The sequence below is a fragment of the Desulfatiglans sp. genome, assembly GCA_012513605.1.
Taxonomy (GTDB): domain Bacteria; phylum Desulfobacterota; class DSM-4660; order Desulfatiglandales; family HGW-15; genus JAAZBV01.
This window is the reverse complement of record JAAZBV010000010.1, coordinates 16,604-42,902: the sequence shown is the minus strand read 5'-3', so window position 1 is coordinate 42,902 and position 26,299 is coordinate 16,604. Positions and strand designations below refer to the sequence as shown.

Here is a 26,299-nt window from a genome sequence, read left to right as displayed (position 1 = left end):
TTGCCTTGAATTGGAGGCAATCCATACCTGAATTATTTAATACCGCTATGGAGGGCATCTCTTTGCTTTTAAAACCCATAGCCCTGCAACCATAAGGGAATTTTTGATCCCAGGTTATATAATAATGCTCACATCTGGTGCAATTTGGTGACATGTCAGGGCAGCATCTCCGCATTTGATCCGGATTTCATCATCTCAATCTCGGTTATGAGACGGTAGTTTTCATTCTTTACTCTCAGCATCTCTTCATCCATTTTTCTAAGTCTCTCGGCAAGTATCTCAGCAAATATCCTGTAGAGTATCGAGTTAAAGGCATTTTTTTCATGACCCTTTAATTTTTCCGCATAGGATGTATCTATGGCAAGACATACGGTGTTTGAAAGCGCAACAATAGTGGCAGACCTGGGTGAATTGTCTATTATGCTCATCTCACCAAAAAGATCTCCACATCTCCTTAAGCTGCCGATTATCTCTCCCTCCTTTTTGATGCCGGCCTCACCGGTGATCAGAAAGTACATCCAGCTGCTATTTTCCCCTTCTGAAAAAATGATTTCATTGGGGTCATATTTGATCATCCTGCTGGACCTTAATAACCCTTTAAGGTCATCATCACGAATTAACTTTAGAGGTGTTATTGCCCTGATTTTTTGAATGATCTCTTCATTTTCCATTATATTTCCTGCCTTAACCATCCTGTCTCCTTTTTAATGTTGTTTATGCAAAAAACATTCCTGCATCTTTTCATGGATATTTTCAGGTATTCTGGTCCGTGAAATAAAGACTTTGGGCCTTCATTGTATTGCACTGAATTTTGTGCATTGGTGCACATAAATATGTGCAAAGAACAGTTGGATTCTTAAAAATAAAACTCTTTTCCCCGGTTGGAAAAGCTCTTTAATAAATTATTTTCTACCTGCTGTTACTGTAACATATTGATAAAACAGAAAATAAAAGCCTGTATGTAAATTTTACCATTGAATAGTTCACCTTGTAATAATTCTGGCATTAAAATTGTAATAAAAGTGTACTTCAGGGTATCATATTACCCAGTTACCACCATAATAATGGTATTATGATGGTAAAATTAATAACTTACAACAAAAAGGAGGTATGTATGAGGAAGATTTATAATTTTCAAAAGGTTATTGTAATGATTTTTCTATTTATTTTTGCCATTGCTGGCACTGTCCAGGCAGGAGACGCTGCAGTCAAAATTGACATCAATAAGGCGACCGTACAGGAGCTTTCCCAATTGAAAGGCATAGGTGAAAAGACTGCTGAACAGATTATCGAATACAGAACAAGTGTCGGCAAGTTTGCCAAGATAGAAGATATCATGAATGTCAAAGGTATCGGTGAAAAAAAGTTTGAGGCAATAAAAGATCATATCTATGTAGATTCAAAGTCATAATATTTGTTACTACCTATCCCGGAAACATTAATGTCTTCGGGATGGGTATAACGCTTACCCTGACTCACCCATTATCACTGCTCAATACCCATTTTTTCAGCCATTTAAACTTGACTCACTGTTACAGTTTCTGATAACTATCAGTGCTAACTTTCTGCTAACCTTTTAACTATTCGCATATGAAAAATTTTGGTATTTTTTTAGGAGCTTTGAAGAAAAACAATAATGAACGGTGTACATTTTGGTCTGAATGCTCTATGTTGTAATGGTGTTTAAGCTGAAACCGCGATTTCCGGTGATTATTATGAACAACAAGTTCAATGTAAGAAAGTTAAATCAATGAAAGACATTGATTATTCATTTGTTACATATTCTGACAGCCTTTATATAAATAAAGATAATAACTATATCTCTTATAATAATTTATTTGCCATAATTGATGGTGTGGGCAGGGACTATCTAGGTAAAAAAGCAGCGAACCTCACCCGTGAGACGATTCTGGAGATCTTTTTTAAATATCTTGAAGAGAACAACTCCCCCGGTGATGCAATTTTTTTATCACTAAAGGAGGCTAACAGGGCAGTCTATGAAGAGAGGCTGCGGATAAAAGAGAAGATGGCTGTTTCTGTCTGCATCCTTTATTTACAGGAAAAGATCATGTATTTTTCTCACCTGGGAGATGCAAGGATATATGCATTTCAGGATAATGAGCTTAATCAGCTCACACGAGACCATACCCTGAGGGAAGAGGACCCATTTGCAGAAAGGCGGTATGATGATCCCCGCGCCCTTCAGGCCCTGATAAAGGGGCTTGGTATACATGAGAACCCTGAAATATATATCAAGAAATATCCCCTTGATAAAAAGGGCAGCATAATCCTCACAACAGAAAGGCTCACTGAAAGGGTTACAAACAGGGATATGTTATGGCTCTCAAAAAAAATCAGGAACCCCAAGAAAATGGGTAAGACCATTGTTGAGCTGTTCAGGAGAAAGGGGGGCGACAGGGGGTTCACGCTGGGTATAATCAGGTTTGGTATTGTACCAAAATGGCTGAAAAAGGTTTTTTCCATATATCTCATATATTTCCTTGTTATCATGGCCATTGTGTTCGGTTATATATCTGTTTACCATGATGATAACTACCGGAAAACCGGCAGCAAAACAGCGGGTCCTGTTGTTGTCGAGGAACTCAATGTTGATAATACTGGCCTTGCGAATAAGGAGGAAACAGGTTCACCAGAATCTGTAAATGTATCAGCGGTAAGGCAGCCGATTATTTTAAATTCCAGGAATGAGAAAAAACCGGTAGAACCTGTGGCCCCTACTGATGAGAATATCCAGTCAAAAATAGCTGAAAGGGTTGCATCAGCTGAAATGGATATCGCCGAAAAGAGTGATATAAATAATTTCAATGATATAAAAAATGAAGTTCAGGTATTTCTGATGGACTGGAAGAGTGCATGGGAGGCCAGTGCTGGAGAGGATGGGGATATGGACTCCTATATCTCATTTTATTCAGATGAATTCAGGTCCGGGAGACTTGATAAAAAGCAGTGGGCTGACGATAAATCAAAAAGAAACAAAGATAAGAAATGGATCAGGATCAATATAACAGATATCAGGGTATCTGAGCCGGATGCAAAAAACAGGGTAAAAGTAAAGTTCAGGCAGGAATACAGCTCCTCAAATTACTCGGTAAAATCTGGCAAAACCATGCTACTGATAAAGGCAGAGGAGAGATGGGAGATTATCTCTGAATAGAGTAACTGATTTAACTGTTATATTTATATCATTCTCTTGATGTGATTTTATACCCTGCAATAGCAAGTGCATGGTGGAGATTCATTGACTGCTTGAACCCGAACATGGGTATCTTTACCATGGTTTTACACAGATCACGCAGCTTTTTTGCTATCCCGTAAACCTCATTTCCTATTATAAGAACACAGGGCGTTTCAGGTCGCCATTCATCAATAACTATTGCATCATCAGAATTTTCTATTCCTGTTACAGGGATATCCAGGCTGTCTATCCATTCAGGGAGGTCAGGTTTATGTTCAACAGGTATCCAATTTTGAGCGCCCCTTGCTGCCCTGCACAGTTGCGGGTGATCAAGCCTGAGCCATTCTGCATTATGAATAAGTCTACTGAATCCGAAATTATCAATGAGCCTGAGCACAGAACCTGTATTATAGGGGCTCCTCACCTGATCCAGTACAATGGTTACATCAAACTTAGGTTCCCATGAAATGGCCTCTGCCTGTATGGAAATATCTGTTTTAATTTTATGGATGCCAGGATTGCTGCTGAAACCACTGTGAAACAGGAGGTATTCATGGATTGCCTCTTCCTCTGTGAGATAGGCTGGCGGTGTATATTTATCAAGCTCAACCCATGACTGCATCTTATCATACCTTTTTAAAAAATCCTTGAAGTCGCCTGACTCAATGGTTTTATGTGCAAGAAAGGCAAGATATTCATGCTGCCTTACAGATGAAAGCCTGATAAATTTGTCCTTATCTATGGTCTCAGCATATTTTTCCGCTCTTGAGCTCATGTGTCACAACCGGAATGCCTTTAACATGGCATTTCTGTTCTCCTGACATTAGAAAACCATCCTTAACAAGGAGATCAATATTATTGAATTCCTCCATGGTTATTTCCGTATGATCAACCTCTTCTCCATCAACAGTAATTGTATCACCTGGTTCAAAAGGGGTGCCGTCAAGAAGTTCCATCCTGTTTCTGTGCTTGCACACTAGTATCATCCCCTCTGACTTTATATCCCTTAATTTCGCTGGTTTTAGATTTGATAGCACAATCACCTTGCGCCCCTGGAGCTCTTCAGGAGAGTAACTCTTCACAAGACCTGCCACTATGCTCCTCGGGGTCTTTTCTCCGAGGTCAACTGAGAGCCAGTAAAGCTGATCAGCATTGGGATGTTTATTAACCTCCTCAATTTTCCCGATCTTTAACTCAACACGGCCAAAATCAGACTGTTTGCCGCTGAACTGTTTGCGGAATTTTTCAGCAAGCTTTGGATCAAGTTTTTTATGTACTATAGAGGGCTGATTGACTGTATGTCCATCCAAACCACTGAATTGACCTATATCCTGCCATGAGTATTGCTTTATGTTCATTATTTCAAGGATGCCGTTTGCGGTTTCAGGCATGATCGGGCAAAGGGCAATTGCAACGCTCTTAACAAGATAGGTTAATACAGAGACGGTTGCATGGGCCTTCTCAGGTTCTGTTTTGATCTGCTCCCAGGGCTGCATATCCTGGAAGAACTTGTTTCCCCTGTTGCCTATGGCAAGTATAGTTCTAACCGCATCACGAAGCCTGACCGCCTCATATGCCTCGGTAACCTGCTCAAATTCCTTTTTACACTCTTCAATAAAGATTCTGTGTGACTCAGGCAGATCAAGGTCTCTGATCTCGCCATTAAAGTTTTTCTTCAGGTAAACAAGGGTGCGGTTGACCATATTGCCAATATTATCGGTAAATTCAGAGTTTACCTTTTCTATGAAATCATCCCATGTAAACTGGCTGTCATTCCTTTCAGGCCTGTTTGCCAGAAGGTAGAAACGCCACAGGTCAATATGAATCCCTGTTTCCTTTACATCATTACCAAATACACCGATGTTTCTGGATTTTGAAAACTTGGTGTTCTCATAATTGAGATACTCTATGGCATTAATATGGTGAAGCAGTGTCCAGTTTTTACCTGTGCCGATAAGTGATGCAGGGAATATCACCGTATGAAAGGGTATGTTGTCCTTTGCCATGAACTGATAAAGGGTTACATCCTGAGGGTTCTGCCACCACTCCTTCCAGTCATCCCGCGCCTTTGCGGTAATAGAAATATAACCTATAGGTGCGTCAAACCATACATAGAAAACCTTATTCTCATAACCGGGCTTTGGCACTGGTATGCCCCATTTGAGGTCCCTTGTAATCGGTCTTGGTTGTAGACCCTTCTCAAACCATGAGAGGGTGGTCTGTATCGCATTGTTTGTCCAGTTGCCTTTTCTGGATGCCTCCTCTGTCCATTCCTTAAGCCTCTCCTGTAGAGCATCCAGCCTCAGATACAGGTGTGATGTCTCCTTTAACACAGGTGTGGAGCCGCAGATCTTGCAGCGGGGATTCTTCAGGTTTTCCGGTTCCAATAGTTTACCGCAGGCGTCACACTGGTCTCCTCTTGCCCCATCTTCTCCGCAGGCCGGGCATATCCCTTCAACATACCTGTCAGCCAGAAATATATTATCCTTTTCACAAAAGACCCTGCTTGTTGTCTCTTCTAAAATGAGCCCTCCTGCCTCAAGGTCTTTGAAAATTCCCTGTGCTATCTCGGTCTGTTTATCAGTTGATGTCCTGCCAAAAATATCAAAGGAGATATTAAAATTCGCATATATCTCTTTATGAATCGCATGATATTTGTCACATATCTCACGGGGAGTCAACCCCTCTTCCCTTGCCTTTGTCTCTGTGGCAGTGCCGTATTCATCTGTCCCGCATACATAGAGGGTTTCATAGCCCATAAGCCTGCAAAACCTTGCATATGCATCAGCAGATAAAACGCAGCCTATGATATTCCCAAGATGAGGTACATTGTTGACATAAGGCAACGCTGATGTAATAAGTTTCTTCATTAAAAATAACCCCAAAATATTAAATTTTAATCAGGCGAGGATGTGTATCATTAATACGAAAAATTTTCAATGATATATCCCTTAAAACCCTGTTTGCATAAATGACTCAAATAGGTTATAGCTGATCTCCTTAAAAATATGATAAATAAAAGATAAACCCTTTAAATATCAGGAGCACTAGATGGAAAATAACCGGATCGATTTCAAGGTTGATAAGAACAACCTTTACAGGGAAGAAAATGTAACAGATCTCAAAACCGCTTCAATAAGAATACTTACCCCTGTGAAGCTGGATGGGATATTAGATGAAACCCGCACAAAAATATTTATCGGCCATACCCAGCTAATGTCACAGGATGGACCTCTGCCTCTGCAGGCGCGGCTTAACGCCTCAACACTTGAAGAGGCTATAGATCGTTTCCCTTCTGCAATGGAAATGGAAATGGCACAGATGATTGAACACTTAAAAAAGATGCATCAGGAGATGGAAAGGGCAGAGCAGAGAGAGAAATCAAATCTGATACTGCCCCGATAATATTAAACCGGGGCAGGTTTAATACCTGCCCCGGTCTTTTGGTCTATTTAGAACCTCAGGTAAATCACATTTATTCTTTCTCAGATGCCTCTTTTTCTTCCAGGGCAGTCAATATCTTTTCAAGTTCGTTAAGCTCCCTGCCATAGCCGGCCCAGTTATCTTCACGCAGATACTCCTTTGCCTTTCTGTAGTGGATCAGGGCCTTTTTACCTATTTCGCCAAGACCCTTAACCTGTTCTGTCTGTGGTTGGATTGATTCAGGGGCAGAAGGTTCTTCAGCAGCGAAGTCGCTTCCCAGTATTGCCCTTAATGCCCCTTCAAGTTTTTCATGCATGATAACCCTGTTTCCTGATGCTGCAATTATTCTTTTGAGTTCAGGAAGGGATGCAGAGGATATGGCTGGTTTTCCACTGGAAGAAATGGCCCTTCCCTGTGTGCCTGCCTGGGGCTTTACGAACATTCCTCTGGGCTGCTGTTGAACCTGGGCTGTTTTATCAAGTGCTTCCTGTTTTGCCTCAAGATAGACAGGTTCAATGTATATAAATGAATCCTCAACAGGTATCGCGAGCATATTGCCTCTTACCACCCTTGAACCTCGTTGATCCCACAGGCTGAACTCCCTTGATATCTCGGTCTGCTGGTTTACCCTTGCCTCAATCTGCATGGGGCCGTATACAAGTTTATCCTTTGGAAGTTTATAAACAATAAGATTACCATAGTCTGACTGGTCGCACCTGGCAGCAAGCCATCCGATCATATTGTCCTTTCTTGAAGGTGTCATGGGAAGCAATAGAAAAAATTCTTCATGCGCCTCATCAGGAAGCTTAATAATAATATAATAGGGTTCCATTTCAATCCGGGCATCTCCGTATAATTCATTAGGCACCTGCCAAAGGTCTTCCTGATTGTAAAAGACCTGTACATCCTCCATATGGTATTTCAGGTATGCGTTGACCTGAATACTGAACAGGTCTTTTGGGTATCTTACATGCCTTTTCAAGTCTTCAGACATCTCGCTGAATGGTTTGAAAAAACCGGGAAAAATTGATTTGTATGTGTTGAGCACGGGGTCTGAGTCATCAAGGGAATAGAAATCAACAATGCCATTATATGCATCAATAATTACCTTCACAGAGTTTCTGATATAGTTGACCTCATTCCTGGTTCCAGGCATCAATGACCTGCTTGAATATGGATACATGTCAGATGTGGTATATGCATCTATTATCCAGTAAAGTTTCCCGTCTGAAACAGTTATATAGGGGTCATTGTCATAGGTAAGAAAGGGGGCGATGATATTGAGCCTGCTCCGGATATTCCTGTTGTACATGATCCTGCTTTCAGCAGTGAGGTAATTTGTAAACAGTATCTGTGGGTCCATAAATTCTATCGCATAAAGAAGCCTCCTGATAAATGAGCCTATTACAACCCCGCCTTTTCCCTGGTAAATTGTATATACATTGCTATCCCCCTTTGCATAGTCGAACTCCTCGGTCTTTGTCTTTACAAGTATGTAGTCATCTGTTTTTTCACCAAAATATATTTCAGGCCTCTCTATCTTTATATCCGGCACAGAAACAGGCGGGATGTCCTTGATAAATAGATTCGGGAGCCCCTCCTTTGATACCTCATTAACCGGGCTTGAGACCACACCGTAACCATGTGTATATTTCAGGTGTCTGTTTACCCATGTGTTTGCCTCAGGAGGAAGCTGATTTACAACAAGCTCTCTTGCAGATATCATGACCTGCCTGTATTTGTTGTCTATCGTATACCTGTCAACATCCACATTATTGAAATCATAGTAAAGGCGTATTGCCTGCAACTGTCTGTAGGTCTGAAGAAGTGGCCTCTCATCCCATACGCGAATGTTCTGTATGGTGACATCATTTTTTTCAAGGTCTTTAAGTGTTAAATTATTGCTGACATTAAAATCCACCTCTTTTATTTTGTTCAGATTATAGGCCTCACGGGTGAATTTTATATTCCGTTCTATATAAGGAGATTCCTTTGCAAGCTCATTGGGTTTAACGACAAGCTTCTGTACTGATGAGGGGATCACGAAGGAAAGAAATATAATTGCCCCGATCCACAGGATACCGCCTTTAGAGATCACCTTCATATTGGTTCTGAATGAATTATATATGAGCAAAACACCATATATAAGGGAGAATATTTGTATTATCCTGAAGGTATATACCCTTATAGCTACATCAGTATAACCTGCGCCAAATGCAGGGTCCTGGGTGGAAAAAAGGAGTTCATAGGTCTTAAGATAAAAGCTCCATGCTACGATCAATACTATAATCCCGAATATAAAGATCAGGTGTTTTTTTGCATTTGCAGTGATCTTAATACTGGGCATGGATGGCGGCGCCCCTTCCATGGGGGTCATATCCCCCTCTATCTGGAGCACCCCGTTTTTCAGGTACCAGCCGGCTGTAATAACCGTGGAAACAGCAATTAGAAAAATTAGTCCGTTTTTTATAAGGATCAGAAACGGCAGTGTGAAAATATAAAACCCTATATCTTTGTTAAATACAGGGTCAGTGGTGCCAAATGGCGCCTGATAAAGATATCTCAGAATAAGGTCCCAGTGTTTACTGCTCTTGAATGCAACAATGATGCTCAGAATAACTACAAATATAAGAGTGAGGGAGTTAAGCGCCTTTTCAGAGAGGCCGAATGGCATTGCCTCCGGCCCCTTTTCCTTCAGATAAGCGCCGGAGCAATATTCAGGATTCAGTTTTCTGGCAATAAAGATGTTCACTGTAATTAGTAGAATCAGTAAGACCCACACTATCACCCCAAATCCATATTTGCTCACGAGCATTGTCATGAAGAGAGATGAAAATCCAAGGGTGTCAAACCAGAGCCAGTCAGGATATAATGAGACAACGGACCATATAATCAGTAAAAGTATGAGTCCTGATCCTGTTAAAAACCGAGTTCTGTTCATAGTATTCTCCTTTAATTGTGCGATAAGTCTGCAAGTTAACATGTCTCTCTCTAAAAAGGAAGCAGATATTGTCTCAACAAAAGCCTTGACAATAATGCCCCGCTGATTTAGATTCAGCACCATTCAAAGGCAGATGAAAAAGGATAAAAGATGTTAAGCAGAAATATCAATAACAGATACTGGTGGTGGCGCTGGTGGCGAATGAAGGAGTTTGCTGTCCTTTGATATATATTTTTTGTTGGCTGTAAATAATATAAGGACCGCGGACTTAGAATAATTCCCGCGGTTTTTTGTTTCAGGGGCTGTGGGAAACCATCAGCCCTTTTCTTTTTTTTAACACAGGGAGAGATAAAATGTTACTTGTGATGAGCAAAAACGCAACTGAGAAAGAGATAGAAGATGTAATAGGCGCGATAAAGGGACAGGGGTACATACCGAGACCCATACCCGGAGGCGAAAGGATGTCCATAGGCATCCTTTATAACAAAGGGCCTGTGGATGGCTCTCTATTTCTCGGAATGCCCAGTGTACAGGATGCCATCCCTGTTACAAAACCATATAAACTGGTAAGCAGGGAGTTTAAACCGGAAGATACTGTTGTGTCAGTTGGGGGTGTGAAGGTAGGTAATGGGCATATGACCATTATTGCAGGGCCATGCGCTGTTGAAAGCGAGGAACAGGCCATTACTATTGCTCAAAAGGTAAAGGCGGCTGGCGCTGACATGTTTAGAGGGGGGGCCTTTAAGCCTAGGACCTCTCCCTATGCATTTCAGGGCCTTGGAGTTGCGGGTCTTAAGATACTTGAAAAGGTAAGAAAAGAGACAGGGCTGCCTGTTGCAACAGAGGTTGTTGATATAACAACCTTTGATCAGGTAGAGGAAAGCGCAGACCTTGTACAGATAGGCACAAGAAACATGCAGAATTTCAGCCTGCTAAAAAGGGCAGGGGCCTCAAAGAGGCCCATTCTTTTAAAAAGGGGTATGGCTGCTACAATAGAGGAGTGGCTTATGGCCGCTGAATATATACTTGCTGAAGGTAACTCACAGGTTATACTGTGTGAAAGAGGGGTCAGGACATTTGTGAATCACAGCAGGAACACACTTGATCTTTCTGCTGTCCCTGTTGTTAAAACAGAAAGTCATCTCCCTATTATAATAGACCCCAGCCATGCAGCCGGAAAAAGGGATCAGGTTATACCCTTAAGCAGGGCTGCTGTGGCGGTTGAGTCACACGGTATTATTGTTGAGGTTCATCATGAGCCCGGAAAGGCATTGAGCGATGGCGCACAGTCCCTGTACCCTGAGCAGTTTGAACAGCTCTGCATGCAGGTTAAAACCATATATAACAGCCTTAAGTAATAAAAAAATCAGGTCTTTTCTGCATGATAGGATATAAAAAAAGGTATATAAAAAAATGAAGTTTCCTGATCTGCTTGATAGATTTATATCATATGTAAAGATTGACACACGCTCTGATCATGATTCAAAGAGCTTTCCATCAACAAACATGCAGTTTGATCTCGCTCATAAGCTTGTTATTGAACTGAATGAGATTGGTCTTACAGGTGTTAATGTAAACGAATACGGATATGTGTCAGCTTTTCTTGAGACCAACCAGAAAAAAAGTATGCCTGTTATTGCCCTCGTTGCCCATATGGACACCTCGCCGGATGTCTCAGGCGAAGGGGTGAATCCTGTGGTTCACTATGATTATAATGGATGTGATATTTCTGTTTCCAAATGTCTGAAGCTTACAGTTGCTGATAATCCCATTCTTAAGGAAAAGAATAATAAAACAGTTATCACCACAGATGGAACCACCCTACTGGGTGCCGACGATAAAGCAGGCATAGCAGAGATCATGAGCGCTTTGTATTTCCTGGTAAAAAATCCTGATTTCCCAAGGCCTGATATCAGAGTCCTTTTTACCCCTGATGAAGAGATAGGCAGGGGGACAGATAAAATTTCCATTAAAGAGATAGGGGCTGATTACGGGTACACTGTGGATGGCGGAAACCTGGGAGAGATTGAGGATGAGACCTTTTGCGCTGATACGGTTGACATCACTATCAGGGGCATCAATGTTCACCCTGGTTATGCAAAAGGGAAGATGATAAACGCTATCAAGATAGCCGCAAGGATTATAGAGACATTACCCGAAAGGGCTGGCTCTCCTGAAAACAGTGATGACAGGGACGGCTATATACATCCCAACCAACTCACTGCCGGTGTTGAAGAGGCGCAGATACAGTTCCTTATCCGTGATTTTGAAGAAGAGGCACTCTATGAAAAGGAAAGGCTGATCAGCGAGACTGTTGATAAGGTTAAGGATGAATACAGGGGCGTAGAAATCACCGTCTCTGTAAAAGAATCCTACCGAAATATGAAACAGGTGCTGGATAATCACCCGATTGTTTTAGAAAAGGCTGAACAGGCCATTAGGGAGGCAGGCTTAACCCCTTTAAGAAAGGGTATCAGGGGAGGTACAGACGGGGCAAGGCTTAGCTTTATGGGGCTTCCCACTCCTAATCTCTTTACAGGCGGTAACAATGTACACTCCAGGCTTGAATGGATTGCCCTTGAAGACATGGAAAAGGCCGCAGAGGTCATTGTAAAACTCATGAAGGGCTGGACAGAATAAAATACTATTCTCTTTTCATACTGTAAGGATTTTCTTGCCATGCCATTCGTCATGTTATAATTTTTTAAAAATAAAGATAACCTGGCGCAAGATAATAATATGAGTATTCCCGAAGAAATTAAAAAAATAGGATCCATGCTTTCCCGGACAATGCTTCGGGACAGGGCATTTATTGTATACAGGTTAAAAAAATTACAAAAACCAGGAGAAAAGGGCAGGGGTGCAAAAAGGTCTCCAGCCAATATCCTTGCTGATCTTCTTACAATTGCAGAGAGATCCATCCGCGAAAGAGAGAAAAGGGAGGCTTTAATCCCAAAGGTATCCTATCCTGAAGAACTCCCTATCACAGCAAAAAAGGATGAAATAATTGCTGCTATCAGGGATAATCAGGTTGTAATTATTTCCGGAGAGACAGGATCAGGTAAGAGCACCCAGATCCCGAAGATGTGCCTTGATGCTGGAAGAGGAATCAGAGGCAAGATAGGATGCACTCAACCAAGGCGCATAGCTGCATCCTCCATATCAAGGAGGATAGCAGAAGAGCTTGGTGAACCATTTGGTAAATCAATAGGGTACAAGGTAAGGTTTACTGATAAAACGCCACATGATGCCTATGTTAAGGTAATGACTGACGGGATACTCCTTGCCGAGACACAGGGGGATGCATATTTAAATGAGTATGACACCCTGATAATTGATGAAGCACATGAACGGAGCCTCAACATAGATTTTATCCTTGGCATTCTCAGGACACTTATTCCGAAAAGGCCGGAACTCAAGGTGATAATTACATCGGCCACACTTGACACTGAGAAGTTTTCAAAGGCATTTAATGATGCGCCTGTCATTCATGTAAGCGGAAGGCTTTATCCTGTTGAGGTTATTTATAATCCCATTGACCCTGAGCTGGAGGAAAAGGGGGAGATAACCTATGTTGATCTGGCCCTTCAGACCATTGATCAGTTGAAGGGTAAGAGGGAGAGGGGCGACATACTGGTATTTATGCCCACAGAACAGGATATTCTTGAGACCTGCGAAAGATTATCAGGCAGAAACTACAGGGATAACCCGGCAATCCTCCCTCTGTTTACAAGGCTTCCATCTACCATGCAGCAAAGGATATACAGTGTAAAGACAGGTAAGATAGTTGTTGCAACCAATGTAGCCGAAACATCGCTCACCATACCCGGCATAAGATATGTTATAGATACAGGGCTCGCCAGGATAGCAAGGTATCTGCCCAGGACAAGGACCAACAGCCTGCCTGTGAGCCCTATCTCTAAAAGCAGCGCTGATCAGCGAAAGGGGCGTGCGGGCCGTGTACAGAGCGGTGTATGCATAAGGCTCTATGCTGAAAAGGATTATGAAAACCGTGAGGAATTTACACCCCCGGAGATACTGAGAGCCAACCTTGCAGAGGTTATACTCCGCATGATTGATCTCAGGCTTGGAGAACCTGCCGGGTTCCCGTTTATTGATCCTCCGGGAGATAAGAGCATAAAGGATGGTTTTGATCTCCTTAACGAACTTGGCGCAATCGAAAGAAAACAGGGGAGGATGGCACTTACTGAAAAAGGCGCCCTGATGGCAGCCATGCCGCTTGACCCCAGGATCAGCAGGATGATGATCGAGGCGTGTAAAGAGGGCTGCGTTGAAGATGCCGCTGTTATTGCAGGCATACTCAGTATCCAGGACCCGAGGGAGAGGCCCATTGAAAAGGCCGCTTTAGCTGACCAGATGCATGCGCCTTACAAGGACAATGATTCTGATTTTTTTACCATGCTTAAGATCTGGAAACAGTATCACCGCGAGTGGAATGAGCTCAAAACACAGAACAGGATGCGTAAGTTCTGTAAAGATTATTTTCTATCATTCCCAAGGATGAGGGAGTGGGCATATACATATGACCAGATAATGACCATTATAAGGGACCAGAAGATTCCTGTTGCTAAAGCGCCGGAAAAAATGGATTCGTCCTCTATGTATGCCGGGGTTCACCGGGCTATACTCAGCGGCTTTTTATCCAACATTGCTGTACTGAAAGAAAAAAATATTTACAGGGCAACAAGGGGCAGGGAGGTCATGGTCTTTCCAGGTTCAGCCCTCTTTAATAAAAACCCCCAGTGGATAGTTGCAAGCGAGATGGTAAAGACATCAAGGCTCTTTGCGAGGAATGTCGCAAAAATAAACCCTGCATGGCTTGAAGCCATTGGAGGTAATCTTTGTACATATTCATATTCAGACCCGCACTGGGAAAAGAAGAGGGGAGAGGTAAGGGCCCTTGAGAGTGTATCACTGTATGGTTTGCCTGTTGTAACAGGGAGGTCAGTATCCTATGGCAGGATTAATCCAGAGGAGTCACATGAGATATTTGTACGATCAGCCCTGATAGAAAATGATATTACCCAGAGATTCTCATTTCTTGAACATAACATGAACCTCCTCAAAAAACTGGAGAACATGGAAAACAAGCTCAGGAGAAGGGACCTGCTGGCAGATGAGGATGCCCTTGCTGCCTTTTATTCTGAAAGACTGGATAGTATATGTGATTCAAGAAGCCTCGCCCGAATGATCAGGGAAAAGGGCTCTGATGATTTTCTCAAGATGACAGAAGAGGATATTCTTCTGGCTATGCCTGAAACAGCTGATCTTCAACTTTTTCCTGATGAACTGAAGATCGGTAATACAGTGCTCAGGTTGTCATACAGCTTTTCACCCGGCAAGGAAGATGATGGAGTCACCATAAAGGTTCCTTCTCATATAGTATCTAGCCTTTCACCTGAACACCTTGAGTGGGGTGTGGATGGTTTTTTGGAAGAAAAAATTACTGCCCTGATAAAGGGGCTTCCTAAACGTTATAGAAAACTTTTTGTACCTGTATCAAACACAGTCGATATAATCATGAATGAGATGAAAACAGGTGAAGAGTCCCTGATAAATACCCTTTCAAAGTTTATCTATAACAGGTTTAAGGTGAGCATACCTGCATCAGTCTGGGAAGAGGTAGAAATACCGGAATATTTGCGTACAAGGATTGCCATAACTGATAACAGGGGTAAGGAACTCAAAACAGGGAGAAATATTCATGAGATATTAAAGGATCGTTCATCACTGCATGCTGACACAAATCAATTCACTGACCTTAAAGAGAGATGGGAGAGAAAAGGGATAAAAGAATGGGAATTTGATACGATTCCTGAATCTATTGAGACTTGTACCCCGGTTATTCTCTACCCTGCACTTGAACCGGACAGTGAAAAGGTAAATATGAAGTTGTATCAGGATAAGGTATTTGCATTAATGGTGCATTGCGAGGGCGTTCAGGAGCTACTTAAAACAAGACTTGCAAAGGATATCAGATTTCTTAAACGTGACTGGCCTTTTACTAAAGAGGCATCAAAGGCAGCAGTATATTTTGGGGGTGAAGCGGTTTTATCCAATGTGATGCATGAAGTTGTTATAAAAAGATTGTTCAGAAAAAATATACGCAGCAGAGAGGAGTTTGATAAATACGCAAATGAACTGCCAGCCCTGATGCTTGATGAATATAGAAATCTGAGGGATCAGGCGATAGCTGTCATCATTGCTTACAGCAGTACAAGGGGTTTTATCGATGAAATGATGGGGTCAAAAAGGACCATCCAGGCTGGCATTATACTCTGCGCTCAAATCAGGCAACAGGCGGAATGCCTTGTACCCCTTAATTTCGCTGATGTTTATTCTCCGGGCTTAATGAGTGAGATACCGAGGTACCTCAAGGCAATGGAGGTTAGGCTTGCGAGGGGTCTCAATAACCCTGATAAGGACGCTCTCAAGGCAAAACCTTTTGATGAGTATGAGAATATCCTGAAACAGATCTCTGAGTCAATCTCTCCATATGCATCAGTCGACAAAAAAGAGGGTGTGGAACAGTTACGATGGATGATAGAGGAATACAGGGTCTCTGTCTTTGCCCCGGAGCTTGGCACTGCCTTCCCTGTATCTGCAAAGCGGCTCAATAGCCATATAGAAATGCTTAAATCGATTGTGTGAAAGTGTATATTATAAAAATAAAACCTCTAGAGGTCGGGCCAGAAGATATTTTGCCACCATTTTTTATGCCCCTGCCAGTAATTAAGCGTCTCGATCTCTCCATTTATCACAGAACGCGTAGGATCAGATGCTATCCTGACATCAAGGTTTATACGTGACTTGATCAGGTTATCTATCCCGGATATTAGAGCGCCTCCTCCTGACAGGCAGATGCCTGATTCAGTAATCTCATCATAGACTGAATTCGGCAGCCTTTTAATGTTAAACTCCACCATCTTCAGTATCCTGTTTATTACAGGATTCATGGCACTTACAATATCCTTTTCATATATATCAATTGTTACATCGTTGCCTTTAAAGATATCATTACCCTGTACAGTTATGTATCCGGGGTCTGTTGATTCACTCATCAGGATTATTGAAATAGTATTTGTAAGACGCTCTGCTTCAGCAGCACAAATATACGCTTTATGTCTTGAAACTATTGCAGACCGCACAGCCTTCTGAAGGTCGCTGCATGCAGTGCGGATAGCGGCAGTATATATCAGTTGCCCGTCACGGATTATCGCAAGGTCCGTAACGCCTTCACCAATGTCTATCAGCGCCTGAGCCTGTTCGGAGCTTACATCAATGCCTGACCCTATTGCCGCAGCCCATACTTCAGGGATTATTGCCACCTGAGATGCACCTGCCTCAATAATTGCTTTTGCTAGGAGTTCACGTTCTTTTGATGAGGTATCTGTTGGAGCGGAGGCAAGAGAGATAGGCTGCCTGAAGCCTCTTTTTGTTTCCTTCAGCAGGGGTTTGAGCAGATTGATGGCATTATAGATATCAACTATTACACCCCCGCGCAGCGGATTGTATGAAATCTTACTGTTCAGATAGGTTATATAATCGTCTGAAAATGAATTATTCTCTGAGACTTCAGATGGGCGCACAGTAGAAGGTTTTTCCATGACCTGCCCTATATCAGAAGAAAATATACGTGTATTGGCAGTGCCAAGGTCAATGGCTATGCTCGGGCGTCTCATTATCTTTTTAAGTCGGTTAAACATAATACTTAGGGCGTCCCTTTAAAATGAAACGCCTTTTATTCAGACCTAAATGGATATATTTATACTTTTGCAACATTTTTTGCAGAAAGACCCTTTGGTCCATTTTCTACTTCAAATGTAACATGATCGCCTTCGTTCAGGCTTTTAAATCCATTTGATGCAATCCCTGAATGATGAACAAATACATCCTGGCCATTATCCTGTTCGATAAAGCCGAAACCCTTGCGATCATTAAACCATTTTACAATTCCATTAGCCATGGTGACATCCTCCTTCCATATAAAATATAAGTTTCAATACACAAAGGATGCCAATTTAAAAGCCGTTTCCTTCTGAACGAAAGAGATTTGGATAAAATCCAGATCATTTTCTCCTTTTTTTAACCGGTAATTTTTATAAATGCAAGCTAATTTTATTAATAAAAATTAATATAAGTAAGTAATAATTAAAATTTACATGCGATTCATAGTTTGAATTAAAAATAGAAAATAAAAACTTGACTTATGAATGTTAATAAAATAAAGTTTCCCACATTATGTAAAATTAAAAAAAAAAGATATTAAATAATTTTATATAATCAATAGTTGATGATCTTAAAAAGTTACATTCTTTTGGAAAGCAATGTTTCCAAGAGTGATCCGAGGGACAATATTAAGTATAATCTGACACATGCCAGCCTATTTCGCCAGTATATTTTTTTTATTTGGCTTTCATTTTCTCCGGATGAGCTTCCATTGTCTTAGAACCGTATTAGATGTGGTATATCTGTTTCCAGTTGGAACAGTAATTTTGCTATTTTAATTTAAAAGGAGAATGATTAATGAACATTTATGCAGGAAATTTATCTTACGAAGTGACAGAGGAAGATCTGAAGAATGCCTTTTCAGCATTCGGAGAGGTAACATCAGTAAAGGTTATCAAAGATGAATACAGTGGCAGGTCAAAGGGCTTTGGATTTATTGAAATGACCAATAAGACAGAGGGAGAGGCAGCTGTTAATGCCCTGAATAATACTGAACTTAAGGGAAGAGCAATAAAGGTAAATGAGGCCAATCCAAAACGTGATACAAGAAGCAGTGGTGGCAGAGACGGCGGTGGAAGAGGCAGACAGGGTGGCGGCGGTAATTTCGGTAAAAGGCGATACTAATATTATTTCTGTCTTTTATGCTGAATCTGACCAGGCGGGGATCACAGGTATATAGATGTTTAAAACCAGAGAAAAGGATTATACCTGCAATGGGGTAAAGGTTCTCCGCTCAAGTCACAGATCCATACGAGAATTAAAGCGTATACACAAACCTTCGATACATGGATTCAGGATATGGCCTTCCAGCTGGTTATTATTGGATTACTTCACACGAATCAGATTATCCAGCCAGTTAAATATTGTTGATTTAGGGTGCGGATGGGGAATCGCCGGAATATGCTGTGTGAAAAACTTTGGCTCTGTTGTTACCTGCATAGACAGTGATTCTGCTGTTTTCCCCTACGTGCACCTGCTTGCAGGGATAAATGATGTGAGGGTTAAAACCATTGAGGCTGACTTCAGTGATCTTACAGGCAAAGATTTCAAGAATATAGATGTCATGATAGGTTCAGATATCTGCTTCTGGGATGATATGGTTGACACCCTTAAGCAAATGATGATCAGGGCATTGGATAGCGGTGTTAAGACCATAGTTTTTGCCGACCCGGGAAGACCTACCTTTGAAAGACTTGGTAAGTATTTCATGAAGGAAGGGACAGGCAATATTATAAATTGGGAAATCAGCCGACCATATTCCATGCAAGGTCGCATACTCAGGGTATGCATATAAATTAAATTCTGAAGCCCGCTGGCTTAGGTTTTTTCCCCTGTCTCATGCATTGATACCCTTGTTTGAGGTGGGGCAGGGCATTTATTTTAATAGCTTATAATTTTTTTTTGCATAATCATTTATTTTGTCAGATTTGGTGTTTTTGTAGACCTTTTTAAGAAATGGCCTGTACTCCTTATTATTTGATGCGCCAAGTATATTGCATAGCCAGGCCATTGCATCAACATGATGCCGGTCACGGTGATTTATCATATACCCCTTTTCAAGCTCTTCTGCTGCAATGGCGGCTATTGAAGCATCACCGTAAAATATTCTATATGCAATCTTTGCACCGTCCCTTTTCTGTATTGGGTTAGATGATCGTAGCTGACTGATAATCTGTTCGATTCCACCTGACTGGTCATATACACTTCCTGTACTGAAGGATGCGCTTGCCACATCTTCCTTTTTGCCGGGAACTGACATAGCAGAAGGATTTTCAGAGGAAATAACGGCCCGTTGGCCTGTTACCGGATTGCCTGTGTTTTCCTTTACCGATGCTTGTGCAATATTGCCTGTTACCTGTGTTATTACCCAGGTCCCAATGGAAAGCGACTCACCGTCCGGCAGGGTAAAGAATATTTCCAGTGTGTCTCCTTTTACAGGAACTAGCCCGCCATCAACTTTGATAGTGACATCAAGATTCGAGACATTTGTGACAGTCCCTGAAAGTTGTGCTGCGGTTACGGCTGTTGATATGGTAAAGAATAAAAAAAATATTATCAAACACTTTAATGATTTCATCTTCTATCTCCTGTTACCTTGTTAATTTTCATTCATGAAACATTATTAACGCTATAGCGTGGATACAAAATATCGTTTAATATCTTATCAAGGGATTGTTTTGTAATATGAGGTATCTCAGGCGCTCCTCTTCTTCATGACATTTATCCCATGTATCCGCATCGTACATTATTTTCCAACGACCATTTATGCGAGCATTAGTTTTAACTACATCAAAGGTTGTACATTCATTTTTATCATTCAAATAACAGATAACCATGTATTCCTTTTCAACATGCTGGGTACCTGGCCCGGTTTTTTCTCCTCTCATACATTTTTCAATGTCATTTTGTTTTCTTTTTCTGCAATCCATGCATTGTGGCGAAACCGACTGACCCAGTAAGCTGACTGAATTGGTGCACTCCGGACAGAACTTTCTTTCACACTCTTCTCTGCTCAGGCCTGGCGCGCCAACACCTGTTGTTGGTGTGGGGGTGCTTCCTCCTGACTGGATAGTAGGTGTACTGGTACTGCCTCCTGATGTGGATCCACCGGGAACACCTCCCCCTGTTGTATTTCCTCCTGAAGGTCTGTTGTTTCTATTTATTTCATTGGCAATAATAGTCCCGGCAGTAGCAGCAAGGCCTGTCCAGAACTGTTCTCTGCGGATTCTGTCTTCCTCTATACGCGGGTCTTTAATACATGCGCTATTCGCACTGTTCCAGACCATGCCCTGAGGACAGGCGCATGCTGCACGATCATTCTGGTCATCCCATATAAGAATGGTTCCAGGAAGGTGATTGCAGTTGGAATCTGAAAGTGCACGCTCCTGGCTAAAATTCCCATAAACATGTATGTTGATCCTGCTTCCATGGGGAACCATTGTTCCAGGCTCAGGAGACTGGTTCTGCACACGGTAGCTCATTGATTTTTTAGGGGCAGGGTCCCCGCCAAAAAGTGATGGTATGAGACCTGCGGAAGCAATTGTTTTTTTTGCCTGCGCTGATGTCATGGAGAAAACAGATGGGACAACTACATAATGTACATCTCCATAGATACGCACCCTTACAATTGAACCCTTTTCAGCCCTTTCACCTGCACCCGGTACCTGTGCCTGCACTTTATATTTAAGACCCTCATCGGGCGCTGGATCACCTCCCTCATGAGATACTTTAAAGCCTCTCTTTTCCAGTATTTCCTTTGCCTCCTTTGAAGAGAGCCCAATGACATCAGGGACAGTAAACCCGGCAAAATTACCATACAGGATAATAGTTACATTCTCCCCTTTTTTCAGAATTGTGTCAGCAGCAGGAGATTGTGATGCTACAGTATATGCCTGATTATCTGAAGGTGCGGGATCTCCACCCCTGAAAACAGGCTTTAATCCTACACTATTTACACTGTTTTTTGCTGCTGCTATGTCCATGCCGATAAGATCGGGCATCCTTGCCTCGGAATCATCAGATGTTTTTTCTCCCATACATGCCTCAGAATCAGCCATGTTGTTTTCGGCTTTAAGGAGCTGTGCCTGGGATGTCAGCCATAGATTTGAAATCTCAATAGCAAGAGTTTCCACATCTTCATTTTTTAAAACAAGGAGTGACCACTTCTCATTACCCTTTTTTATATTTAACTCTGATTTGACAAGTTCGGAATTGACTGTTTCCCAGAATGGTAAATTCTGATTTTTCTTTTCATTGGCCAGGGTGAGACAATCCTTTAATTCATTTAAGGGTCTTTCCACACGGTTATAGGCATTTTGAATCTCCTGCAATACAGGGGCACTTTCAGGATCTGAATAAACCTGCTTTGCCTCCACAAGGAGTGTATCTGCCTTTTCTTTTATCTCTACCAGTTCTTTAATTGATTTATCAACCTCTCTGAAGACGTCAAGACTCCTGGAAAATCCATTTGATAAATCTCTTGCCCAGCCAAGGTTTTCATTAAGCAATGCATCATATTCCTTAATCATTCTCTCGAAATCTTTCCAGCCATTCAGGGCCTTGTCTGATTCCTCAAAGAGTTTTATAAACAGACTGAAGTTTGACCTGATATTTTCCATAATTTTTATTAACTGCTGAAAAAGCTGTGTTTGTCTCTGTTTTTCTGCCTGGGAAGTAACACCTGAAAGTTCACAGATTTCGGTCTTGAGTTTTTCAATTTCAGCCTGATCTTTTAGTATCAGATCTGAAAGCCTCTCTGCTTCAGTAGAATTGACCTTAAGAATACCGGGGGCCTGTTCTGCCTGTTGAAGCCTGGAATCAAAGCTCTGCGCCATCTTTTTTAGTTTTTCCAGGAGGTTTAAAAAATCCTCTTTTCTCTCCTCAAATGCATCTACTCCTGAAGAAGCCCTCTGACAGGCACTCCATGCACTATTACCTTTTTCTTCCGCCTTTTCGGCAAGCTCAAGCATCTGTTTAAGTATATCGTTTTCAAGGGTATCCATTGGCAGGGCAAATTGTATACGGGTATTGGGGTAGCCAGCTATCTCTGCGATACATACATAGGTTACAGTCTTAAGGTCAATGTCATCTGGCACAGTGGTTTTCCAGGAAATGGTAAACTCATTGGAATTTATATCCAGAAAATCATCCGCATAACTGTCACCTGCCTTTGAGAAAAAGGCATGATTAAACACAAGACCTGTCTCGGAAAATAAAAGGCCTGCTGCAACAGGTGTGTTGCTGTCCTCTCTGACCTTTGCCTCTTTCCAGTTCTTTTCCCTCTCTTTGGCACGCACCTCAACCTTTTTCTGGATAAATTTATTCAGGAATACCTCAAGCCTTTCCTTTTCACCTCCTGAAATCTTATCCCATGCGGCAGCACCATCATTTATACGAACCGCGTTTCCTGTTCCTATTGTAAAAATATCGAAAACAGTTTCCCATGCGCCGCTTATGGGTTTTTCAAAAAAAACAGCCTCCATTATCTCTTTTACATCAGGGTCAGAAAGTAAAAACCCGTTTCGGGCAAATTCTCCTGAGGCATGGTAAAGCATGCTCATGTAAGTATAGAGCTCTTCTTCCTTAAATTTTCCTTTACCTGTAAGAGAGAAACAATAGGCCTCAAGCGCCTTGATTCGAAGAAGGGTTGCAGCCTTGAATCTTAAAGAATCCGGAGTGACGGTCTCCTTAAAAATATATCCTGTCTCAAATTTACCTTTAGTAATTAATGCGTAGAGGTTTTCTCCTGAGATATTTTCTCCATAAACCCTCCGGTACCATGCTGTATACAGGGACAATTTTTCAAAGGTATTTTTATCCAGAAAAAGGTATCCAGCAGGGTTATGCTTATCCCATATCAGCCACATCATGTGACGTTTTTTTGCTCCGGTTTCTGTGGGCTCAGGGCGGGGATAGGCCAGTATGGTAAGCCCGTTGTATTCGGCAAGAGGCATGCGTGTACGATAGAACTGATCTGAGTCGAGATCCGTGTATTTTTGCATAAGGGTCTTGTAGGCAGCAGGAGGGATTACCATTCGTATTTCAAAATCCTGATCCTGATATCGCATGGCTTGAAGCGAATCCATTGCAGAGGCCCAGGTCGAAGCGTCAGAGAGAAGTTTTGCATAGCTTTTCAGTGTGCTCTCTAATATAGGGATAGGTATTAAATCCACTATCTTTTCTATTGCCTTACCTATTAAGCTCAAGGCAAGAACTGCATTTTCCATTTCGGCGCTCAAGTCTGTGGAGGTCAGCGATGCCTTGTCTTCCTCATATTTTTGATAAATAGAAAGGGCTTCAAACCCCCACTTTGCACCCCATGCGGCCCAGGCACCCCTTCTCAGCCATATCTCTTTTTTTTCCAGATCCGGCAGGGTCTTTTCGCTCAACTCTTTTTCACGTACTTTCCATTCCTTTACCAGAGAACGGACTTTTCTGCTGTACTTTCCATCATTTTTTGTATCTATATACTTTGAGACATATAGATGGGCGTCTGTAACCCCCTCAACAAGCCTTACTCTCAAGTCCTGAACACCCTTGATGGTAACCGAGGTAGTTGCGGCAAGCACCTCAAGCTGCCCCTGGATTTCAGCCGCAATTTCAGCGGCAGTTGATGGATCTCTTTTCAGAAGGCCATCAAGCTGATCAACCCTTTTTTTAATTTCTTCAGTATATTCAATAGCCTTGTCAACATAATTGATACCTTTTTGCGTGTTCTCCCGAAACTCTGCAAGGCGCACTGCCAGTGATTCTCTAGTGATATCCTGGCGTGAATCATAGCGGTTTGTCCCTGTATAGGTTCCATCCTCATTCCAGACAGTATTAAATTCGCCCTGGTCAGTAACAAAGATTCTAGTCTCATTATTATCGGTGGTTATTTCAAGAGATGCTGTAAAATGATATACAAAGTTGTTGATAATATCCAGCGCCCATTTTGCCTGTTTGATTGTATCTTCAAGAGCTTTCTGATAGTCCTTTATTGATCTTACAGATGGGACAGGACGAACCCGAAGGGCATATCTGCCATCCTGCTTATCGGTTACAGCCCGGTCAAGTTCCTCTGATAACCTAGCGATTTCATCTTCTGCCGGTTCAAGATAATCTTCAGTAATTCGAGTAATCTCATAAGGTGAGACATATATTTTATCCAGTGATGAAGATGCCCTGTTTAGTGTCTGGTTCTCAGGTTCCATTGATGGCCCGCTGCCTGAAGAAGCTTTTTTACCTAGCAGATCCTGTTCCATTAGATATTGTATCTGCATCCTGTGAATGGTGGCTCTCAGAGACCACATGCCCAGCTCTTCCATTATCTTCTGCTGGGAAGCGCTGTATTCATTTTTTGCAAAATCCGGCATCTCTTTTGAAATACCGCTAACCTTTCCCGAAATATTAAAGGTTACAGGTGCCCCGGCAAGGGGTTTTTCAGGTGAAACCTTAACCTCATTTATTTCTACACTCGCGACCGGTGGAGGCCTGATCGGGCCTGTATCCATCTTTTTCTTTTTCCTTACCTCCGGTATTGCGATAACCGGCCCATCGGCCATGTGATCGGATTTACCTTCAAAGTATCGTTTTAGAAAATCCAGTGTTTTATCCCTTGGCATAGGAGCCTGGCTTGCTGCAACTGAAACAGAGTTAGCATACCAGGAAGGATATCCATTGGAATACCTCTCTTCATCCACTGTAACAAGGTCAAACACTATTGAGGAGAGAAGCGCCCTTGTTTCATCAGTAAGCCGGTTTTTTTCACGTAAATTGAGCAGTGTATCACCTGTTTCAATGATAGATTCATGCGCAAAACTGCATATAAGGCCTGACAGCTCCTGCGCCTGTTTTCCAAAACTTGCAGTTGCTTCAGGCGATTTCCATACCATCTGATTAACAGCCTTATTGTTGAATGCAGCAATTTCAGACGCATAGTTTTCAAGGGATTTTACAGCCTCTGGTTTTTTCGGAAGCTCAGCCGGAAGCTGGTTTATATTTTTTGCCGCTCTCCTGAGCATCCATTCCTGCCTTTTAAGATATTTCATTACCTGAAGAACGGTCTTTACCCCTTCCTGTCTTTTTTTTACGAGGGTATGGCGTATAAAATAATCCATGTCGCATGATCCGCCGAACAGGTGTGATATTACAAAGGGTCCCATGCGGTGACCGGATTTATCAGCATATTCACGGAAAAGTCCTGGTGAATTGCCCTGATTTGAAACAGCCACGGCCCCCTCTTCAAAAAGGTGCTCCATGCCGTACAGCGCCTTACCCCCCTTTGTTATATATTTTTCAGGATGAGGAGATGCTGCCTCAAGGTTCATGAGCTGGTTCCAGAAGTTTCGGCCTCCTGAACCTGGTGAGAGATCCTTTACCTGTTCATCAGTGATAAAGCTGATTTCAAGGCGCTCCAGCTCTTCAGGGATAAGGCGGACGTCATCTATTCCCTGGGAAAGGATCCTGAAAAGGTTGCCCTGATATACTGCTGCATCAGGCCCCATGATAACAAAATCCAGATCACTCAAACCCTCCATGTAGCTGCCTTTTCGTTTGAGTTCTACTATACGCTCCTGGTCCCGGGCATCATAGTCATTTACAATCCTCTCCTGTTGCTCCAGAACCCAGTACCCGGTTGTACCCACTGCTGTCACAAGAGCATTTTTTCCGGCCCTGCTCATGGCATCTTTAAGGACAATGCGTTTCATAAGGCTCAATACAACCCTGTCATCAGGGTCTACCTCTGATTTCTGCGGTATGGCTGCATATATATCCAGGCCCAGATAGGCTATCTTTAATTGATCATCAGGATTACTGATCTTTTTAAACTCTGTAATTACACGATCCAGATCGTCAGGCGTGCGGCAGAGCCCATGCCCTGATATAAGAAGAATACAGATAAAAAGGGATAACAAACTTTTTTTATAAGGCAGGAGGAGCATTTCAGTTCCTTTACTTTGATATATTTATTGGGATTGAATTTTTATGAAATTTTTACAACCTCAGGG

At 42.1% G+C, this 26,299-nt stretch carries 16 protein-coding genes; 8 read left to right on the top strand and 8 right to left on the bottom strand.

What is annotated here, in order from left to right; translation table 11 throughout:
• Window positions 1-155: 155 nt before the first annotated feature.
• The gene (locus tag GX654_01160) at window positions 156-692 is read right to left on the bottom strand and encodes a cyclic nucleotide-binding domain-containing protein (protein NLD35459.1); all 537 of its coding nucleotides are present in this window, start codon (window positions 690-692) and stop codon (window positions 156-158) included.
• Between the two features lie 422 nt (window positions 693-1,114).
• Here GX654_01160 and GX654_01155 point away from each other — a divergent pair, with 422 nt between their 5' ends.
• Window positions 1,115-1,411, top strand: a complete 297-nt coding sequence (locus GX654_01155; protein NLD35458.1) for a helix-hairpin-helix domain-containing protein — start codon at window positions 1,115-1,117, stop codon at window positions 1,409-1,411.
• A 339-nt stretch (window positions 1,412-1,750) separates the two neighbouring features.
• Entirely contained in the window at window positions 1,751-3,175 is a 1,425-nt protein-coding gene (locus GX654_01150; protein ID NLD35457.1) for a hypothetical protein, read from the top strand.
• Between the two features lie 28 nt (window positions 3,176-3,203).
• On the opposite strand, the gene GX654_01145 is transcribed toward GX654_01150, so the two are convergent.
• Both GX654_01145 and metG read right to left on the bottom strand, forming a co-directional pair.
• Entirely contained in the window at window positions 3,204-3,971 is a 768-nt protein-coding gene (locus GX654_01145) for an RNA methyltransferase (GenBank protein NLD35456.1), read from the bottom strand.
• Window positions 3,943-6,066: a methionine--tRNA ligase gene (gene metG, locus GX654_01140; protein ID NLD35455.1), complete on the bottom strand. Its 2,124-nt coding sequence runs from the start codon at window positions 6,064-6,066 to the stop codon at window positions 3,943-3,945. Before metG ends, GX654_01145 begins: the two co-directional genes overlap by 29 nt.
• 181 nt (window positions 6,067-6,247) lie before the next feature.
• On the opposite strand from metG, the gene GX654_01135 reads away from it, so the two are divergent.
• Window positions 6,248-6,601: a cytoplasmic protein gene (locus tag GX654_01135; GenBank protein NLD35454.1), complete on the top strand. Its 354-nt coding sequence runs from the start codon at window positions 6,248-6,250 to the stop codon at window positions 6,599-6,601.
• A gap of 70 nt (window positions 6,602-6,671) precedes the next feature.
• Here the strand turns inward: GX654_01135 and GX654_01130 are convergent, their stop codons facing one another.
• Window positions 6,672-9,560, bottom strand: coding sequence for a UPF0182 family protein (locus GX654_01130; protein NLD35453.1), 2,889 nt, complete (start codon window positions 9,558-9,560; stop codon window positions 6,672-6,674).
• Between the two features lie 353 nt (window positions 9,561-9,913).
• Here GX654_01130 and aroF point away from each other — a divergent pair, with 353 nt between their 5' ends.
• The 3 genes from aroF (at window position 9,914) to hrpA (ending at window position 16,232) form a co-directional block, all read left to right on the top strand.
• Window positions 9,914-10,918, top strand: a complete 1,005-nt coding sequence (aroF, locus tag GX654_01125) for a 3-deoxy-7-phosphoheptulonate synthase (protein NLD35452.1) — start codon at window positions 9,914-9,916, stop codon at window positions 10,916-10,918.
• Between the two features lie 55 nt (window positions 10,919-10,973).
• Window positions 10,974-12,200 carry a peptidase T gene (pepT, locus tag GX654_01120; GenBank protein NLD35451.1) on the top strand — a complete coding sequence of 409 codons (1,227 nt, stop codon included), beginning with the start codon at window positions 10,974-10,976 and terminating at the stop codon, window positions 12,198-12,200.
• 150 nt (window positions 12,201-12,350) lie between these two features.
• Entirely contained in the window at window positions 12,351-16,232 is a 3,882-nt protein-coding gene (hrpA, locus tag GX654_01115; protein ID NLD35450.1) for an ATP-dependent RNA helicase HrpA, read from the top strand.
• A 26-nt stretch (window positions 16,233-16,258) separates the two neighbouring features.
• On the opposite strand, the gene GX654_01110 is transcribed toward hrpA, so the two are convergent.
• Both GX654_01110 and GX654_01105 read right to left on the bottom strand, forming a co-directional pair.
• Window positions 16,259-17,287, bottom strand: coding sequence for a hypothetical protein (locus GX654_01110; protein ID NLD35449.1), 1,029 nt, complete (start codon window positions 17,285-17,287; stop codon window positions 16,259-16,261).
• Between the two features lie 59 nt (window positions 17,288-17,346).
• Entirely contained in the window at window positions 17,347-17,547 is a 201-nt protein-coding gene (locus GX654_01105; protein NLD35448.1) for a cold-shock protein, read from the bottom strand.
• Between the two features lie 560 nt (window positions 17,548-18,107).
• Between GX654_01105 and GX654_01100 the strand changes: the two genes are divergently transcribed.
• The gene (locus GX654_01100; protein NLD35447.1) at window positions 18,108-18,434 is read left to right on the top strand and encodes an RNA-binding protein; all 327 of its coding nucleotides are present in this window, start codon (window positions 18,108-18,110) and stop codon (window positions 18,432-18,434) included.
• Between the two features lie 55 nt (window positions 18,435-18,489).
• Window positions 18,490-19,104, top strand: coding sequence for a methyltransferase (locus GX654_01095; GenBank protein NLD35446.1), 615 nt, complete (start codon window positions 18,490-18,492; stop codon window positions 19,102-19,104).
• Window positions 19,105-19,185: 81 nt separating this feature from the next.
• Here the strand turns inward: GX654_01095 and GX654_01090 are convergent, their stop codons facing one another.
• Together GX654_01090 and GX654_01085 are read right to left on the bottom strand one after the other, a co-directional pair.
• Entirely contained in the window at window positions 19,186-19,887 is a 702-nt protein-coding gene (locus tag GX654_01090; protein NLD35445.1) for a hypothetical protein, read from the bottom strand.
• Window positions 19,888-19,963: 76 nt separating this feature from the next.
• Window positions 19,964-26,233, bottom strand: a complete 6,270-nt coding sequence (locus tag GX654_01085) for a PASTA domain-containing protein (GenBank protein NLD35444.1) — start codon at window positions 26,231-26,233, stop codon at window positions 19,964-19,966.
• Window positions 26,234-26,299: the final 66 nt, after the last annotated feature.